13 protein-coding genes and 1 pseudogene are annotated in these 18415 nt (G+C 63.1%); 4 read left to right on the top strand and 10 right to left on the bottom strand.

The genetic code is table 11. The annotated features are described in order from the left end of the window. Positions 1 to 343: 343 nt before the first annotated feature. The 10 genes from gcvT to gap form a co-directional block, all read right to left on the bottom strand. A complete protein-coding gene (gene gcvT / locus ABMD26_RS07400) occupies positions 344 to 1468 on the bottom strand; it encodes a glycine cleavage system aminomethyltransferase GcvT (protein ID WP_354308787.1) in 1125 nt (374 codons plus the stop codon). Positions 1469 to 1522: 54 nt separating this feature from the next. After that, a complete protein-coding gene (gene gcvP, locus ABMD26_RS07395) occupies positions 1523 to 4384 on the bottom strand; it encodes an aminomethyl-transferring glycine dehydrogenase (RefSeq protein ID WP_134721710.1) in 2862 nt (953 codons plus the stop codon). Positions 4385 to 4393: 9 nt separating this feature from the next. Next, on the bottom strand, positions 4394 to 4771 hold the full coding sequence (gcvH, locus tag ABMD26_RS07390) for a glycine cleavage system protein GcvH (RefSeq protein WP_056844953.1): 378 nt from the start codon (positions 4769 to 4771) through the stop codon (positions 4394 to 4396). A gap of 337 nt (positions 4772 to 5108) precedes the next feature. Further along, positions 5109 to 6617, bottom strand: a complete 1509-nt coding sequence (gene gcsR, locus ABMD26_RS07385; protein ID WP_354308785.1) for a transcriptional regulator GcsR — start codon at positions 6615 to 6617, stop codon at positions 5109 to 5111. Between the two features lie 78 nt (positions 6618 to 6695). Next, positions 6696 to 7097, bottom strand: a complete 402-nt coding sequence (locus ABMD26_RS07380; protein WP_090361984.1) for a YbaN family protein — start codon at positions 7095 to 7097, stop codon at positions 6696 to 6698. A 20-nt stretch (positions 7098 to 7117) separates the two neighbouring features. Beyond that, the gene (locus tag ABMD26_RS07375) at positions 7118 to 7735 is read right to left on the bottom strand and encodes a biliverdin-producing heme oxygenase (protein WP_192065045.1); all 618 of its coding nucleotides are present in this window, start codon (positions 7733 to 7735) and stop codon (positions 7118 to 7120) included. Positions 7736 to 7848: 113 nt separating this feature from the next. Continuing rightward, the gene (locus ABMD26_RS07370; RefSeq protein ID WP_354308782.1) at positions 7849 to 10407 is read right to left on the bottom strand and encodes a TonB-dependent receptor; all 2559 of its coding nucleotides are present in this window, start codon (positions 10405 to 10407) and stop codon (positions 7849 to 7851) included. A 144-nt stretch (positions 10408 to 10551) separates the two neighbouring features. After that, positions 10552 to 11445, bottom strand: coding sequence for a FecR family protein (locus ABMD26_RS07365; RefSeq protein WP_354311806.1), 894 nt, complete (start codon positions 11443 to 11445; stop codon positions 10552 to 10554). A 41-nt stretch (positions 11446 to 11486) separates the two neighbouring features. Next, a complete protein-coding gene (locus ABMD26_RS07360) occupies positions 11487 to 12008 on the bottom strand; it encodes an RNA polymerase sigma factor (RefSeq protein WP_134721714.1) in 522 nt (173 codons plus the stop codon). A gap of 126 nt (positions 12009 to 12134) precedes the next feature. Continuing rightward, positions 12135 to 13136 carry a type I glyceraldehyde-3-phosphate dehydrogenase gene (gene gap, locus ABMD26_RS07355; protein WP_049861843.1) on the bottom strand — a complete coding sequence of 334 codons (1002 nt, stop codon included), beginning with the start codon at positions 13134 to 13136 and terminating at the stop codon, positions 12135 to 12137. A gap of 273 nt (positions 13137 to 13409) precedes the next feature. Between gap and edd the strand changes: the two genes are divergently transcribed. The 4 genes and pseudogenes from edd (at position 13410) to ABMD26_RS07335 (ending at position 18413) form a co-directional block, all read left to right on the top strand. Beyond that, positions 13410 to 15236 carry a phosphogluconate dehydratase gene (edd, locus tag ABMD26_RS07350; RefSeq protein ID WP_056844959.1) on the top strand — a complete coding sequence of 609 codons (1827 nt, stop codon included), beginning with the start codon at positions 13410 to 13412 and terminating at the stop codon, positions 15234 to 15236. After that, positions 15233 to 16187: pseudogene (locus ABMD26_RS07345) on the top strand (glucokinase). Before edd ends, ABMD26_RS07345 begins: the two are co-directional and overlap by 4 nt. Before the next feature lie 65 nt (positions 16188 to 16252). After that, positions 16253 to 16984: a response regulator gene (locus tag ABMD26_RS07340; RefSeq protein ID WP_049861846.1), complete on the top strand. Its 732-nt coding sequence runs from the start codon at positions 16253 to 16255 to the stop codon at positions 16982 to 16984. Between the two features lie 22 nt (positions 16985 to 17006). Continuing rightward, positions 17007 to 18413, top strand: coding sequence for an ATP-binding protein (locus ABMD26_RS07335; RefSeq protein ID WP_122742335.1), 1407 nt, complete (start codon positions 17007 to 17009; stop codon positions 18411 to 18413). Positions 18414 to 18415 lie beyond the last annotated feature (2 nt).

The raw sequence follows: 18415 nt of genomic DNA, 5'->3' as shown, positions 1-18415 counted from the left end.
TTAAGAGACGTCGAACGGGTTGTAGCAGTCATCAGCGCTACTGCCCAGGTCACGATCCAAGCGACCCATGCAAACACAGTGGGGAAACTTTACGCTAACTTCAGCGCGAAAAACAAGCCCTCGCAACCGTCACGTTCAGACCTTTTTGTGCCGCATTTCAGGCCCTGTTCGGGGCGTTGCCCCAAGTTCGTGCACGAGGTGCATACACTTGGCGTCATTGAGTTAGAACAACGGAAATAGTGCAATAAGATGTGTTGGAACTATGACGCTTTTGCTTCGCGTCATAGTTTTTATCTACCAGCAGCGGCTGTTAGCCAGAGTGCATCGATGTGCCAGGTTGCACTCAGCCCCGATAATAGCGTTGCGGCACGAACGGCATCTTGGCAACTTTCATGGGCACGGGCTTGCCACGCACGATGGCACTGAGCGGGCTGTCCAGCGCCGCTGCGCTGGCCTCCACGTAGCCCATGGCAACCGGAGCATCCAGGGTCGGGCCGAAACCGCCACTGCAGACGCGACCGACTTCAACACCTTCGGCATTCAGGATGGGAGCACCCTCGCGTACGGGTGTGCGTTCCTGAGGCAGCAGGCCTACGCGCTTGCGTGCAACACCTTCGCTTTGCTGCGCGAAGATGGCCTCTGCACCCGGGAAACCTCCGGCACGCGCACCGTCGGCGCGGCGCGTCTTGGAGATGGCCCAGAGCAAGCTGGCCTCGATGGGCGAGGTATCGCTGTCCATGTCATGGCCGTACAGACACAGGCCTGCTTCGAGTCGCAGCGAATCCCGTGCGCCCAGGCCAATGGGCTCCACTTCAGGCTCGGCCAGCAGCGCGCGCGCCAGCGGTTCGGCCTGGGCGTTCGGCACGGAAATCTCGAAACCGTCCTCGCCGGTGTAACCCGAGCGACTCACGTAGCAGTCCACGCCGAGCAGCTTGACGCTGGCGAATTGCATGAACGTCATCTGCGCGACTTCCGGGGCCAGACGTGCCAGCACCGTGACCGCCGCCGGGCCCTGAAGCGCCAGCAGTGCACGTGAATCGAACAGGGCTTCGATCGTGCAACGGCCGCTCAAATGCTGTTGCAGGTGTGCCAGGTCCTGGTCCTTGCAGGCAGCGTTGACGACCAGCATCAGGGTGTCGTTGCCCAGGTTCGCCACCATCAGGTCGTCGAGAATGCCGCCCTGTTCGTTGGTGAACAGTGCATAGCGCTGCATGCCCACCGGCAGGTCGATGATGTCCACCGGCACCAGCGTTTCAAGGGCCTTGGCGGCGTCGGCGCCGGTCAGGCGAATCTGGCCCATGTGCGACACATCGAACAGGCCGGCCTGGGCCCGGGTGTGTCGATGTTCTTTCATGACGCCCAGTGGGTACTGCACCGGCATGTCGTAGCCGGCGAAGGGCACCATGCGCGCGCCCAGTTCCAGGTGCAGCGCATGCAGCGGGGTTGTTTGCAGGGGGGTATCGGACATAGTCATTCCTTGCGCAACAGGGCGCGCGGCAATCAAGACCGCGCGCCGCCGTCATCACGCTTGCTGATAGGCTTCGATGGAAGGGCAGGCACACACCAGGTTGCGGTCGCCGAAAACGTTGTCGACTCGGCCGACGGGTGGCCAGTACTTGTTTTCCAGCAAGGTCGGCAGCGGGTAGACCGCCTGTTCACGACTGTAGGCGTGGGTCCATTCGCCGACCAACTCGGCGGCCGTGTGCGGCGCATTCTTCAGCGGGTTGTCGTCGCGATCCAGACGGCCTTCCTCGACCGCGCGAATTTCTTCGCGGATCTGGACCATGGCGTTGCAGAAGCGGTCGAGTTCTTCCATCGATTCGCTTTCTGTCGGCTCGATCATCAGGGTGCCCGCCACCGGGAACGACATGGTCGGGGCGTGGAAGCCGAAGTCGATCAGGCGCTTGGCGACGTCATCGACGCTGATGCCGCTGCTGTCCTTGAGCGGACGCACGTCGAGGATGCACTCGTGGGCCACCAGGCCGTTGCTGCCGGCGTAGAGGATCGGGTAGTGCTGCTCCAGGCGCCGGGCGATGTAGTTGGCATTGAGGATGGCCACCTGGGAGGCGCGCTTGAGGCCGTCGCCGCCCATCATGCGGATGTACATCCAGGTGATCGGCAGGATGCTGGCGCTGCCGAACGGCGCTGCGCAAACGGCGCCTTCCTTGCGTTCCAGGGCCGCATGGCCGGGCAGGAACGGAGCCAGGTGCGCTTTCACGCCGATCGGGCCGACACCCGGACCGCCACCGCCATGGGGAATGCAGAAGGTCTTGTGCAGGTTCAGGTGGGACACGTCGCCGCCGAACTTGCCCGGCGCGCACAGGCCCACCATGGCATTCATGTTGGCGCCATCGATGTACACCTGGCCACCGTGGTCGTGGATGATCGCGCAGATCTCGCGGATACCTTCCTCGAACACGCCATGGGTGGACGGGTAGGTGATCATCAGGGCTGCCAGCTTGTCGCTGTGCTCGATGGCCTTGGCGCGCAGGTCTTCGATGTCGACGTTGCCGCGCGCGTCGCAGGCGGTGACCACCACGCGCATCCCGGCCATGTGCGCCGTGGCCGGATTGGTGCCGTGGGCCGAGGACGGAATCAGGCAGATGTCGCGGTGCGCTTCGCCGCGGCTTTGGTGGTAGGCCCGAATCGCCAGCAGCCCGGCGTACTCACCCTGGGAACCGGCGTTGGGCTGCAGGGACACGGAGTCGTAACCGGTGGCGGCGCACAGCATGCTCTCCAGCTCATCGGTCAGCAGCTGATAGCCCTGGCTCTGCGCAGCCGGTGCGAAAGGGTGCAACTGGCCGAATTCGGCCCAGGTCACCGGGATCATCTCGCTGGCGGCGTTGAGCTTCATGGTGCAGGAGCCCAGCGGGATCATGGTGCGATCCAGGGCCAGGTCCTTGTCGGCCAGGCGGCGCAGATAGCGCATCAGCTCGGTTTCCGAGTGATAGCGGTTGAAGACCGGATGTTGCAGGATCGCCGACTGACGCAGCAGGGCTTCGGGCAGTTGATCGGTGACTTCGTCGGCCAGGGTCCGGAAGGTCACCTGGGTGCTTTCGTTGTGGAACAGCGCGAACAGCGCTTCCACATCGGCCTGGCGGGTGGTCTCGTCCAGCGAGATGCCCACGCGCTCGGCATCGACCTCGCGCAGATTGATACCCGCGGCACGGGCCTGCTCATGCAGGCGCTCGGTCGCGTTGCCGGTGGCAAGGGTCAGGGTGTCGAAGAAATGCTGCTGCTCGACGCGCACGCCCAGTTGCGTCAGGCCGCGCGCCAGGATGGCGGTGAGCTGATGGGTGCGCCGAGCGATCTGGATCAGGCCGGCCGGGCCGTGGTAGACCGCGTACATGCTGGCGATGTTGGCCAGCAGGACCTGCGCCGTGCAGATGTTGCTGGTGGCCTTCTCGCGGCGGATATGCTGCTCGCGAGTCTGCATGGCCAGGCGCAGGGCGCTCTTGCCGTGGCGGTCCACCGACACGCCGACCAGACGGCCTGGCATGTCGCGTTTGAAGCTGTCGCGGGTGGAGAAGTACGCCGCATGCGGGCCGCCGAAACCCAACGGCACGCCAAAACGCTGGGCGCTGCCGATGGCCACGTCGGCACCGAATTCACCTGGCGGGCTGAGGAGGGTCAAGGCCAGCAGGTCCGCGGCCACGGCCACCAGAGCGTTGCCGGCGTGGAAGCGCTCGACCAGTTCGCGGTAATCGAAAATGTCGCCGTTGCTGGCGGGGTACTGCAGCAGTGCGCCAAAGAAGCCGTCGGTGTCGGCGAGCTCGTGCTCGTCGCCGACGACCACCTCGATGCCCAAGGGCTCGGCGCGGGTGATCAGCACGGCCAGGGTCTGCGGATGGCAGTGGCTGGAGGCGAAGAAGCGCTGGCTGCCCTTGTTCTTGCTCAGGCGTTTGCAGAAGGTCATGGCTTCGGCAGCCGCGGTCGCTTCATCGAGCAGCGAGGCATTGGCGATGGGCAAGCCGGTCAGGTCGCTGATCAGGGTCTGGAAGTTCAGCAGCGCTTCCAGGCGGCCCTGGGAAATTTCCGGCTGATACGGCGTGTAGGCCGTGTACCAAGCAGGGTTTTCCAGCAGGTTGCGCAGAATCGGCGCAGGCGTATGGGTGTTGTAATAGCCCTGACCGATGTAGTTCTTGAACAGTTGGTTCTGCTGGGCAATGGCCTTGATGGCGGCCAGGGCATCGGCTTCGCTCTGCCCGGCAGACAGACCGAGCACGCTGGTGCCCTTGATGCTTTCGGGGATGACGCTGGCGCTCAGCGCGTCCAGGTTCTCGTAGCCGAGAAAATCGAGCATGGCCTGCTCGTCGGCAGGGCCGGGGCCGATGTGGCGGGCGATGAATTCGTTGTCGGTGTGCAGTGCAATGGCGCGAGTCATGGTCGGTCCTCAGCCTTGGGCGGCGATCAGGTTGTCGTAGGCGGGCTGGTCGAGCAAGGCGTGAACCTGGTCCAGGTCATCGGGGATGAAGCGGAAGAACCAGCCCTGTGCCAGTGGGTCCTGATTGACCAGTTCCGGGGCGGCATCGAGCGCTGCGTTGACCTCGACGATCTCGCCATCGAGCGGCATGTTGATGCTGCTGGCAGCCTTCACCGATTCCAGCACCGAAACCTCGGCATCGCGCGCGTGGTGTGCCAGTTCGGGCAACTGCACGAACACGACATCGCCCAAGGCGTTCTGGGCAAAAGGGGTGATGCCGACTGTGACGCTGCCGTCGGCTTCGAGGCGTAGCCATTCGTGTTCGACGGTGAAACGCAACTCGCTCATGGAAACTCCGCAATGATTTGGGGTTCAGCAATGGCGGTTACTTAGCAAGATGGTTGCCAGATTTCTCGAAGCCACACACTTCAAGGCCTTCAGGCAGATGGCCCACGTCCAGCAGCAGAGTGGCTGTAACGAAAACGCTACGCACCGCACTGGTCCATTCCCCGCGACAACCCCTGTAGCAGCGGCGCAAGCCGCGTCGGCGGCCAATGCGGTCTGTCGAATACACCTCGGTGAGCCCGGACGCGGCTTGCGCCGCTGCTACAGAGCGCATCAGACAAGAGTGTATTGGATTGCGTACGGTGTATCGGAATCGATACAGCGCAGGCCATGTCACGTGTCAGGATGCGCTACCGATACCGTATTTGCGTAACCGGTTGGCAATGGCCGTATGTGACGTCTGCAGACGACTGGCCAATTGGCGGCTCGACGGGTAGCTGGGGTACAGCTTTTCCAACAGCGCTTTTTCGTAGGCACCCACCGCCTGCTCCAGACTGACCGCCTCACCGTCGTTGCGGTGGGTCACGCGGGTACCGGCAATATCCAGATCGCCGATATCCACCGTATTGCTCTCGCAGACGGCAGCGGCGCGAAAGATCACGTTCTGCAACTGCCGGACATTGCCCGGCCAATGATTGCCCAGCAAGGCAGGATAGGTATTGGTCGTCAGCCGGCACATCGGCCGCTGAATCTGCGTGCAGGCCTGCTGCATGAAATATCGTGCCAGCAACAGAATGTCTTCGCCGCGCTCGCGCAGCGGCGGCACATTCAGGTTGAGCACGTTGAGACGGTAGAACAAGTCTTCCCGAAACGCCCCTTCGGCCACCATCTGCTCCAGATTGCGGTGGGTGGCGCTGAGGATGCGCACATTGACCTTGACCTCGCGGTCGCCGCCGACCCGGCGAAAGCTGCCGTCGTTGAGAAAGCGCAGCAGTTTGGCTTGCAGGTACGGCGACATTTCACCGATTTCATCGAGGAACACCGTGCCCTGGTGGGCCAACTCCATCAGCCCCGGCTTGCCACCTCGCTGGGCACCCGTGAAGGCGCCGGGGGCGTAGCCGAACAGCTCGCTCTCGGCGAGGTTCTCCGGCAGGGCGGCGCAATTGAGAGCCAGGAATGGCGCCCCGTGGCGCGCGCTGACGGCATGGCAGGCACGTGCCACCAGTTCCTTGCCGGTGCCGGTTTCGCCCTGGATCAATAAAGGCGCATCCAGAGCCGCGACGCGCTGCGCCCGAGCTTTCAGCGCACGAATGGGTGCAGAGTCACCCAGCAGCGAATCGAATCCCTCGGCATGGTCGTGGTGCAGGGCGGCCAGCCGTTCACCCATGCGGTTGGGCGGGTAAAGCGTCAGCAAGGCACCTGCGTCGGTGATGGGTGTGGCATCGAGCAGCAGCGTCTGGCCATTCAGGTTGACCTCGCGCAGTGGCAGTCGGAACCCCTGTTCCAACAGGGAACCGAGCAGGGCCGGATCGGCGAACAGATCGGCCACCGACTGCCCGGCCGGCTCGCGACCATACAGCTCGACCAAGGCCGGGTTGGCCAGCAGAACATTGCCGGCACTGTCCAGCGCCAGCACTGGATCGGCCATGGCGGCGAGCAGGGCTTCGAGCTGCAGATGCCGGCGCTGTCCCGGCAGGATGTCGACCACACGCACATCTTCCACACCCTTTACCCGGAACAGGGCATCGTGCAGCTCTTCCAGGACCAGCGGGCTGAGCGTCGGCGCATCGATGTAGACGTTGGGTGGGACCATCTCGACGGCATCGAGGTTGAGATTGCGAGCGCCAAGCAATGCCAGCACTTCCTGGGTGATGCCGACACGGTCGATGAAGCTGACGTGGATACGCATGGGGTTCGTGCATTCTGGACAGCGGAGGCAGGCAGTATGCCTTGCCATGGCTCAAAGCTGTAGGGCCGAGGCTGTGGGTCAGCGCTCGGCAGTGACGCGTTCGGGTCGCGACCAGATCCAAAGGTTGACCAGCACCATGCCCGCGATGGCGGCGTAGACCGGCCAGTGTTGCTTGAGGGTGAACCACATCACCAGCGAGCAGATCACCATGCTGACGGTGGCGCTGACCTTGGTCCGGCGCGTGATCACCTTGCCATTGCGCCAGTTGTGCAGCATGGGGCCGAACAACTTGTGGTTCTCAAGCCAGGCGCTGAGACGTGGCGAGCTTTTGGTTGCCGCCCACGCGGCCAGCAGGATGAACTCGGTGGTGGGCAACCCCGGCACCACGATCGCGATCAGCCCGATGATCAGGCTGGTATAGGCGAGCAGGCCGTAAAGCACGCGGGCCATCTTTGAGGGGAGCGGGCGAGGGTTGTCCATGAGTTCCATACAGTCGGGTTTCAAGCCGGCGCCGTGTCCCGATGATCGGCGTAGGTGTGTTGCAGCAGCACCTGCAAGCGCGCGAACGCGTCGTTGGCCGCCTGGTCGGCTTCCGCTTCTTCGCTCGGGCTGAAGGGCAGGGCATCGAAGATTGCGTTGAAGGCTTTCCAGCCCTTGCCGCGTCCGCCTTCGGGTTCGGCCAGATGGCGAGCACCGAAACTCTCCGTGTAGCCCAGGGCGTTGGCCCGCTTGATCAGGATAGCGGCGCCGAGTTTAGACCCTTCGGAGACACGAATCCAGGTCAGCGCCGTCGCCCGGCTGGGCTCGCTGAGGGCGCCCGGAACAGGCTGCGGGATGGCCACGCCCAGATCGATCAGGTCGGCCTTGGCCGCCTCTGCGCGGCAGCGCCCGGGCAGGTCGGGAAACAAGGCGATCAGGGCGGGATCGTTGTACAGGTGCTGCAGTTCCGACTGGAACAGGTACTGCATCTGAAGAAAACGCGCATAGCTTTCCGGCGTATCGAAGGGGGCGTAGCGGGCCACGGTATTTTCCAGGCTGTCGTGCAACGCCTGGCTGATCGCGCGCAAGCGGGCGGAGCGCAGTGGGGCGTGGTCCTGAGTGTGCTCGGTGACGGTCATTGCGAATTCCTTGAAAAATGCGGTGCTGTGTAGACGAGACGAATCGACTCACAGCGGACCGTAAAAAAATCCCACCACAGGGGCAGCGGTTATCTGCCCCTACAGTGCCATTATCAGATGTCCCAAACCAGATTGATCGCGAAATTACGACCGGGAGCCGTGAGACGGTCGAGGTTGGCGGGTGATGTCACCGCCGCTTCGCCCACTCCGTCATAACTGCGCACATCGTCCCATAGCCAGTATTTCTTGTCGGTGAGGTTGTACAGGCCGGCGTTGACGGTGACGTCGTCGGTGACCTTGTAGTAACCGGCCAGGTCGAGGATGCCGAAGCCAGGCGTTTTGAACACACCACTGCCGTCCGGCGACTTGAACGCGCTGCTGTCCACGCGGTTCTGCCGCTTGACCAGCGTCCAGCTGAGCAGGCCACCGTACTGCTGCTGCTCGTAGCCCAGGCCGAAGACACCCTTGAGTGGATTGACGCTGTTGATCGGTTGGCCGTTGTCTTCGTTCTTGCCATGGGCGTACGCAATGGCCCCTTGGCTGTAGAGACCTTGCGGTGCACCGAAGCTGTCCAGGTTCAAGCGGCCCTTGAGCTCGACGCCCTTGATGGTGGCATGCTTGATGTTGTTGCTCTGGAACACTGCGGACGTCGCCCCGGGGGTGACCGCATCCTCATTGATGAAATCGCGATACTGGTTGTAGAACACCGCGATGTCGAAGGTGCCCGATTCGAATTTGCCGCGCAGACCGGTTTCATAGCTTCTGCTTTTCTCTGGATCCAGATCCGGATTGGGCTGGACCGTATAGCCTGCGCCCAGGTTTTCGAAGCTGCCGTACAGCGCCTTGGCCGAGGGCGTGCGGAAGCCTTCGGCATACTGCCCGTACCAGGTGTAGTGGTCATCGAAGTCGTAGGTCACGCCCAGCTTGGGCGACAACCGGTGCCAGTTCCGCTCGCTGTCGGTCACGGTGTATTCACCTGTGGGGTTGACCGTGCGCAGGAATTCATCGGTCAGGCGGGGCTTGAGCTTGGTGTAGTCATAGCGCGCGCTGGGCAGAAAGGTCCACTGGTTCCAGCGGATCTCGTCCTGGGCGAACAGGCTGTAGGTGTTGATGGTCGGGTCGGGGAAGTCGCTGGACTTGACCAGGCGATCGGTCGAACTGTCGGCGCCGATGGACCGGCAGCTGCCCATCACGGTCAGGCAGGTCCCGTAGCCGCTGCGCGAGCCGGTGACCTTCTGCTGGCGGATGTTCGTGCCGTAGGTCAGCAGGTGATCGGTTTGTCCGGCCTGGAAGGCTTTGTCCAATTGCAGGTCGAACACCAACTGGCGCTCTTTGTACAAAGTGTCACGCGCTCGCAGCACATCGCGTGTGCGTGGAACGACATAGTGTTCTTCGGTGTGCTGGTCGGTCTTGGCGATCTGGTAGTTCAGGCTCCACTTGATGTGATCGGCCACGACGCTGTCCAGGCCGAAGTCGTGGTTCAAGCCGAAGCGTTCGCGGGTGATCGTGTCATTGCCCCCGCGCGATCGATAGAAATTCATCGGCCTGCCATTGACGTACGGGCCGCCATAGGCGCTTTTCAGGTCGACGTCGCGGTCGTCCTTGTATTTTTCGTAGGTGAGCCCGAATCGAGCGTCGTCGGTATAGTTCCAGCCCAGCTTGGCCAGGACATTGGTGGAGCGCACGTCCTTGGGGTCGGCTGCGGTGCGGCTCAGGCCGGTAGTGTTGTGATCTGCGTGGGACTCGGTTTCATGCCCGTTGCGCTGGCTCACATGCAGCAAAGCGTCGAAGTCACCCGTACGGCCGGCCACGGTGGCCGAGTTCAGCCAGCTCTCGTCTGCCGAGCTGTAGCCGGTCTTCAGGCGCGCGCCGATGTCCTTGCCCGGTTTGATGATGTCTTCCGGGTCCAGGGTGTAGTAGCTGACCACCCCGCCGATGGCACTGCTGCCGTACAAAGAAGACGCCGGCCCGCGCAGGATTTCCACGTGCTTGACGATTTCCGGGTCTACGTAGTTGCGCCCGGTTTGCGCATAGGGGCCGTTGAAGAAGCTGTCCGGCACTTCGACGCCATCGACCTGGGTGAGGATGCGGTCGCCATTGATGCCGCGAATGTTGTAGCCGGTGATGCCACTGCGCAGGCCGGTGCCGCCCGCTGAGACGCCCGGTTCGTAACGCACCACATCCTGAATCGTGTTGACGTTGTCGCGGTCCAGCTGCGTGCGGCCCTGCACGCTGACCGTGCTTGGTACGTTGTCGGCGCTCTGTTCCTGGCGGGTGGCGCTGACGGTCATCTGTTGCAGGGCGATCACGGCACCCGGCGGACTGCGCTCGAGCACGACATTGTTGGCGCTGATTTTCCGGTAGCGCAGCGCTGTTCCCGCGAGCAGTCGATCCAGTGCCTGTTCCGGCGTCAGGTTGCCGCGTGCGCCGGGTGAGACAACGTCCCGAGCGAGCTCGGCGGGCAGTCCGACTTGCCATCCCGTCGTGGAGCTGAAGCCGTTCAAGGCCGACGTCAGCGGTTGCTGGGCGATGCTGAAGGAGTGACTGACACTGTTGCGGGCGCTGCTCAGTGTCGGCTCCGCTGCACTGCCCACGGCAGGCAGGGCGGCCAGCAGCAGGGCGGCGGCGAGCACCGAGTGGTGGAACGTTGGACGAGTGAAACCTGTGGACATCGAAAGCGCTCCCTGTCGCGTGTCGTTATAGTGTCACTGATTCGAATGCGAATCAGTTGCATTGGCTATGACTAGACGGATGGGGAAGCGCTACAGCGTAAAAATAATTATGCGGGGTGCCGGCCTGCCGGAATGTCGCGCCCTTCAGTTCAAGATCACCAGTGCCGGAAACTCCCGCACTTGCGCCGACGTCACCTGGGCCAACGAGCGAACCACATCGAGCGGATTGTCCAGGCGGTAATTGCCGGTCACCGCCACCTGCTCGAGCTTCTTGTCGGTGTTGATGATCCACCCCGGGTAATAGCGCCGCAGTTCGGCAAGCACCTCGCCCATGGGGCAGTTCTCGAAGATCAGCCGGCCCTGGACCCAGGCCAGATCCTTCTGCGGATCGAGCCGCTCGCGCGTGCCGAACCCCTTGGGGCCGATGCGGATACTGTCGCCGGCGTTCAGGCGGACCTTCTCGTCATGGCTGGCACTGAGGTCGACGTTGCCGCGCTGCACCCGCACTTGCGCCTGGCCATCGTGGTAGCTCACGGCGAAGGCGCTGTCGAGCACATCGGCACGCACCGGGCCGGCTCGCACCTGCAAGGGTTGTTGGCGGCTGGGCGGCACCTCGAAAAACGCTTCGCCTTCGTACAGGCGCGCGTTGCGTTGGCGGGTGTCGATTCGGCTGGAAAAGGCCGAATCGGTGTTGAGCAGCACCTTGGAGCCGTCCTCCAGCTCCAGGTGCTGGCGTTCGCCGACCTGGGTCAGATGAGCGGCCTGTACGCGCAGCGGCAGCTGGGTGAAATTGAGTACACCGACCACCAGCATCGCGGCGGCAGCCAATGGTTTCCAATGTCGACGCCAGGCCGGCGTTCGGCGCTGCGTTTGCAGGGCCATGGCGGCGTCCTGCACAGGCGCCCCGTGCCATACGGCGCGGGCTTGCTCGAACGCAGCGGCATGTTCGGGATCGGCCAGCAGCCAGGCTTGGAATGCCCTTTGCTCGGCGGGGTCGGCGCAGGGCTGGACGATCAGCCAATCGAGGGCTTGCTCCATGGCAGGCGTCAGTGGCGCCCGTTCAGGTCGATGCTCCCGGTTCACGAATGCTCCTCCAGGCGCTGGGCGACGCCGATGCAGATCGCCATGATCAACTTCAATTCCTTTTGCACGGTGCTTGCCGAGACGTGCAGTTCCTCGGCAATTTCCACATAACTGCTGCCATGCACTCGGCTCAGGATGAAAATCCGCTGCTGGCGAGGCGTCAGTCGCGCAAGGCTCATGGTCAGCCTGGCCAGAAGGCGCTCCGCATGGGCGACCTCGTCCGGACTACTGGCCACTGCTGCAACGCTTTGTAGCACATCGAGGGGCACGTCTTCGACCATGGTTCGCTCGTGCACCCGCCGCGAGCGCAGATAATCCAGTGCCAGGTTGCGCGCTGTCTGAAACACGAAGGGTTCCAGGTGCTCGATACGTCGCTCGCCCAAGGCTCGGTTGACCCGCAGGTAGGTTTCCTGAAGCAGGTCTTCGGCGGTGCTGGGGTTGCGTACCATGCGCTGGAGGGTGCGCAGCAGGCTCAAGCGTTGAGAGATGAATACAGAATTGAAACGTGATTGACTCACGAGAGTACCCGACCAGAGAGCAGTAGATGATAATGCTTATCATCTGTGTGCCCGGTCAAGCTTCGATCTTTGCGAGGCGTATCGCGGCTGGAGACGGCATCAACCGCATCCAGCCGCTATGGGGCCTTACTTGGCGTTGATCAGCGCCAGGCAGTTGTCCAGCATGCGGTTCGAGAAGCCCCACTCGTTGTCGTACCAGGCCATGACCTTGACCAGCTTGCCATTGACCTTGGTGTGGTTGGCATCGAAGATCGACGACAGCGGGTTGTGGTTGAAGTCGGTCGAAACCAGCGGCAGGGTGTTGTAGCCCAGCACCTTGGACTGCTCGGCGGCCGCCTGCATCAGCGCGTTGATTTCGTCACGGCTGACTTCGCGCGACAGGTTCAGGGTCAGGTCGACCAGCGATACGTTGATCACCGGGACGCGTACCGCCATGCCGGTCAGTTTGCCGGCAAGTTCGGGCAGCACCAGGCCTACTGCCTCGGCAGCACCGGTCTTGCTGGGGATCATCGACTGGGTGGCCGAGCGCGCGCGGTAGGGGTCGCTGTGGTACACGTCGATCAGGTTCTGGTCGTTGGTGTAGGCATGGATCGTGGTCATCAGACCCTGCTCGATGCCCAGCTCGCGGTGCAGTACCTGGGCAACCGGCGCCAGGCAGTTGGTAGTGCACGAGGCGTTGGAGATCACCTCGTGGGACTGGCGCAGCACTTCATGGTTGACGCCATAGACCACCGTGGCGTCGGCGCCCTTGGCCGGGGCCGAGATGATCACCTTGCGGGCGCCAGCGGTCAGGTGCGCCGCAGCCTTCTCACGGTCGGTGAACAGGCCGGTGCATTCGAACACCACGTCGATGTTCTCGGCCTTCCACGGCAGCTCGGCCGGGTTGCGGATAGCGCTCACCGAGATGCGATCGCCATTGACCGTCAGGCCTTCCTTGTCGTGCTCCACCGTGCCGTCGAAGGTGCCATGCACCGTGTCGTACTTGAGCAGGTGGGCGTTGATCGCGCTGTCGCCCAGGTCGTTGATGGCGACGACTTGCAGGTCCTGGCGGTAGCCTTGGGTATAGAGTGCCCGCAGGACATTGCGGCCGATGCGGCCAAAACCGTTGATTGCTATGCGAATGGTCATGAGTGATTCCTGTAATCAGATTGGGTGATTCCCCTTGGATCAGGTCCGGGCAAGCAGGTCACGTAATCTGTTTTGTTGTTGGAATTACAAGATTATTCGCATAGAAATAGAAAACAAGCCTTTTTAGTGGCAATATTTTGTTCTATCTACAACGAGTGACCGGTACAACCCTTCCTTCACATCGATTCTGCCTGCAGGGCTTTGAGCCCTGGCACAGGTCGTAGTTCGGACAGAGTGTTGCAGAGGTCGCCCCCAAAGCCTGGAGTTCTTCACATGCATCCCCGCGTCCTTGAGGTCACCCAACGGCTGATCGCGCGTAGCCAAGCTACCCGCGAGCACTACCTGCAACTGATCGACAGCGCTGCCAGCGACGGCCCCATGCGGGGCAAGCTGCAGTGTGCGAACTTTGCCCATGGAGTAGCGGGGTGCGGCACCGAAGACAAGCACCAACTGCGCATGATGAACGCGACCAACATCGCAATTGTTTCGTCATATAACGACATGCTCTCGGCGCATCAGCCCTACGAAACCTACCCCGAACAGCTCAAGCAGGCCCTGCGTGAAATCGGCTCGGTCGGCCAGTTCGCCGGCGGCGTGCCGGCCATGTGCGATGGCGTGACCCAGGGTGAGCCTGGCATGGAGCTGAGCCTGGCCAGCCGCGAGACCATTGCGCTGTCCACAGCCGTGGCGCTGTCGCACAACATGTTCGACGGTGCGCTGATGCTCGGCATCTGCGACAAGATCGTGCCGGGCTTGATGATGGGAGCCCTGCGCTTTGGCCATCTGCCCATGATCTTCGTTCCTGGCGGACCGATGCCGTCGGGCATTTCCAACAAGGAAAAGGCCGATGTCCGGCAGCGCTATGCCGAGGGCAAGGCCAGCCGTGAGGAATTGCTCGAATCGGAGATGAAGTCCTACCACAGTCCGGGCACCTGCACCTTCTATGGCACGGCCAACACCAATCAGCTGCTCATGGAGGTGCTCGGCCTGCACCTGCCGGGCGCCTCGTTCGTCAACCCCAATACGCCGCTGCGCGATGCGCTGACCCATGAAGCGGCTCATCAGGTGACGCGCCTGACCAAAGCCAATGGCGAGTTCACGCCCATCGGTCGCATCGTCGATGAAAAGTCACTGGTGAATTCGATCGTCGCCCTGCACGCCACGGGCGGTTCGACCAACCACACCCTGCACATGCCGGCGATCGCCATGGCAGCAGGCATCATCCTGACCTGGCAGGACATGGCCGACCTTTCCGAGGTCGTGCCCACCCTGTCCAACGTCTACCCGAACGGCAAGGCCGACATCAACCATTTCCAGGCCGCTGGCGGCATGGCGTTCCTGATTCGCGAGCTGCTCGGTGCAGGCCTGTTGCACGAGGATGTCAACACCGTGGCCGGCCACGGCCTGAGTCGCTATACCCGCGAGCCGTTTCTGGAAGACGGCCGTCTGGTCTGGCGCGAAGGGCCTGTGGCGAGCCTCGACGAGAGCATTCTGCGCCCGGTGGCGCGGCCGTTTTCGGCCGAAGGCGGATTGCGCGTGATGGAAGGCAACCTGGGCCGTGGCGTCATGAAAGTGTCTGCGGTGGCTCTGGAGAATCAGGTGGTAGAAGCGCCTTGCCGCGTGTTCCAGGACCAGCAGGAACTGGCCGACGCGTTCAAGGCCGGCGAACTGGAAAAGGATTTCGTCGCCGTCATGCGCTTCCAGGGGCCGCGCTCCAACGGCATGCCGGAACTGCACAAGATGACGCCGTTTCTCGGCGTGCTGCAGGACCGCGGCTTCAAGGTCGCGCTGGTTACCGACGGGCGCATGTCCGGCGCGTCCGGCAAGATTCCCGCCGCCATTCACGTCAGCCCCGAAGCGGCCAGTGGTGGACCGTTGGCCTTGGTGCGCGATGGCGATATCATCCGGGTCGACGGTGTCGAGGGTACCTTGCAGGTGCGCGTCGATGCCCAGACGCTGGCCAGCCGCACCCCGGCGGTCGGCACCTTGGCCAATGGCGTAGGTTGCGGGCGTGAACTGTTCGGGTTCATGCGCCAGGCCTTCAGCTCGGCCGAGCAAGGCGCCAGTGCCTTCACTTCGGGGTTGGAGATTTTGCGATGACACTCGCCCTCATTGGCGATATTGGCGGTACCAACGCACGTTTCGCCATCTGGGAGAATGACGCATTGCATTCGGTCCGGGTCTTCGCGACGGCGGACTACACCAGCCCCGAGCACGCAATCGGCGTGTACATGGCCGACCTCAAACTGCAGAAAGGCGATATCGGCGCCGCGTGCCTGGCGGTGGCCGGCCCGGTGGACGGTGACGAATTTCGCTTCACCAACAGCCATTGGCGCCTGAGCCGCAAGGCGTTCTGCCAGACCCTGCAGGTGGGCCACCTGCTGCTGATCAACGATTTCACGGCGATGGCCTTGGGCATGACCCGCCTGCAGCCCGACGAGTATCGGCTGGTGTGCGAAGGGGAGGCCGACCCTGCACGTCCGGCCGTGGTCATCGGTCCGGGTACCGGCCTGGGGGTGGGCACCTTGATCGGCCTGCGCAACGGCTGGATGGCGCTGCCGGGGGAGGGCGGCCACGTCGACCTGCCGGTCGGCAGCCCCCGCGAAGCTCAGCTGCGGGCGCACATCGAAGCGCAGATCGGTCACGTCAGTGCCGAAACGATTCTGAGCGGTGGCGGCTTGTTGAGGTTGTATCAAACTGTGTGCGAAGTGGACGGTCACGAGCCGTCCTGCACTTCGCCGGCGCAAGTCACCGAAGCCGGTCTGGCCGGCGATCCCGTCGCCCGCGAAACCCTGGAGCAATTCTGTCGCTTCCTCGGCCGGGTGGGCGGGCAACAATGTGCTGACCGTGGGCGGTCGCGGTGGTGTGTACATCGTCGGCGGCGTGATCCCGCGCTTCCTGGAAATCTTCATGCAGAGCGGTTTCGCCGAAAGCTTCGCCGACAAGGGCTGCATGAGCGATTACTTCAAGGGCATCCCCGTGTGGGTGGTCACGGCCGAGTTCTCCGGGCTGCTGGGCGCTGGCGTGGCCTTGCAACAGGCGCAAGCTTGAGCGTTTAATCAGCCCTTGAAAAAAGCCGGGCGTATCGACCCGGCAATGACAACAAGGACGCCCACGTGAGCACTGTCGGCAAATCGATCCTGCTGGTCGATGACGATCAGGAAATCCGCGAACTGCTGGACACCTACCTGAGCCGCGCCGGCTTTGCCGTGCGCACCACGGCCAACGGCGCGGGCTTTCGCGAAGCCCTGAGCGCCGAGGTCGGCACCGACCTGGTGATTCTCGACGTCATGCTGCCTGACGAAGACGGCTTCAGCCTGTGCCGCTGGATCCGCCAGCATCCACGCATGGCTCAGGTGCCGATCATCATGCTGACGGCCAGCTCCGATGAAGCGGACCGGGTAATCGGTCTCGAATTGGGCGCCGATGACTATCTGGGCAAACCGTTCAGCCCACGCGAGCTGCAGGCACGCATCAAGGCGCTGCTGCGGCGCAGCCAGTTCGCCAGCGAGCGTAGCGAGCGCAGCGGCGAGGTGCTCGGCTTCGACGAGTGGCGGCTCGATACCGTGAGCCACCGGTTGTTTCACACCGATGGCGAGGAGGTGTTCCTCTCCGGTGCCGACTTCGCCTTGCTCAAACTGTTTCTCGATCACCCCCAGCAGATTCTCGACCGCGACACCATCGGCAACGCCACACGCGGGCGCGAGCCGATGCCTCTGGACCGCATCGTCGACATGGCGGTCAGCCGTCTGCGCCAGCGCCTGCGCGACAACGACAAACCGCCCCGGTTGATCCGCACGGTGCGCGGTAGCGGCTACCTGCTGGCGGCCCACGTTGCGCCTGTTTAAACCACGCTCGCTGCTGGGCCGCATGCTCTTGCTGACACTGCTGGCGGTGCTGCTGGCGCAGGGGTTGTCCAGCGTGATCTGGCTGTCACAGCTGCGGGCCACCCAGCTCGAAGGACTGGTCACCAGCGCCCGCAGCCTGGCGCATTCGATGGCGGCCAGCGTCAGTTATTTTCGTTCGCTGCCACTGGCCTATCGGCCGCTGGTGCTGGATCAACTGCGCAGCATGGGCGGTACGCGCTTTTTCGTTTCGCTCAATGACAAGCCCCTGGGCATGCAATTGCTTGAACCGACCGCACGCAAGACCGCAGTGATCGAGGCGGTGTCTGCGGTGCTCAGATCCCAGTTGGGCAGCGACGTGGATATTTCGGTGACCTTCGTCAGTCCCGATGATCTGCGCATCTTCAACAGCGGCCTGAAGCTGGACGAACTGCCGCGTTCCTGGGCGCACTACGCCCTGACCCTGGAGCCGGTGAATCCACCGGTGCTGGTCACCCAGATTCGCCTGGGACCGAGCGAGTGGCTGTACATCGCTTCACTGTTGCCTGAACCCTACACCACCCTGGAAGAAGAGGGGCTGCCGGCCCAGCAGATCTGGTTCATCGCCCTCACCAGCGGTTTCCTGTTGCTGTTCATCGGCGTGCTGGTGCACTGGCAGAGTCGCCCTCTCAAACGTCTGGCTCGCGCCGCACGGGAGTTGTCGTTGGGCGAGGTCAACAACCAGCCGCCCATGGAAGGAGGCGGCAGCGAAGTGGTGGAAGTGGCGCGGGCGCTGAATGCCATGCGCGAGCGCATCAGCCGCTACCTGACCGAACGCAGCCAACTGTTCAGCGCCATCTCCCATGACTTGCGCACGCCCATCACCCGCTTGCGGCTGCGCGTCGAACTGCTCGACGATCCCACCCTGGAGGCCAAGTTCGGCCGCGACCTGGACGAGCTGGAATTGCTGGTCAAGGGCGCACTGCAATGCGTGAAAGACACCGACATCCACGAGAACATCGAGCGGGTCGATCTCGATCAGGTCCTCGACTGTCTGGTGGAGCCCTATCTCGCGCCGCACGGCAATGGCCGTGTGACCCTGGAAGGCCAGGCGCGTCGACCCTACGCCGGCAAGCCGCTGGCCATCAAGCGCTGCATCGGCAACCTGATCGACAACGCCCTGAAGTACGGTGACCGCGCGCACCTGTCCATCCACGACGATGCCCAGGCCTTCGTGCTGTACGTCGACGATGAGGGCCCCGGTGTACCCGAGCAACGGTTGCAGAAGGTCTTCGAACCGCACTTCCGCCTGGCCAGCACCCAGCAGGGCTATGGGCTGGGGCTGGGGATCGCGCGCAACATCGCCCACAGCCACGGTGGCGAGGTGACGTTGCAGAATCTTCCGGCCGGTGGCTTGCGGGTGACATTGGTCTTGCCGCGCAAGACGGTGTGAGC

Source organism: Pseudomonas sp. PvP001 (genome assembly GCF_040546375.1).
Lineage (GTDB): Bacteria > Pseudomonadota > Gammaproteobacteria > Pseudomonadales > Pseudomonadaceae > Aquipseudomonas > Aquipseudomonas coleopterorum.
This window is presented reverse-complemented; position numbering and strand designations above follow the sequence as displayed.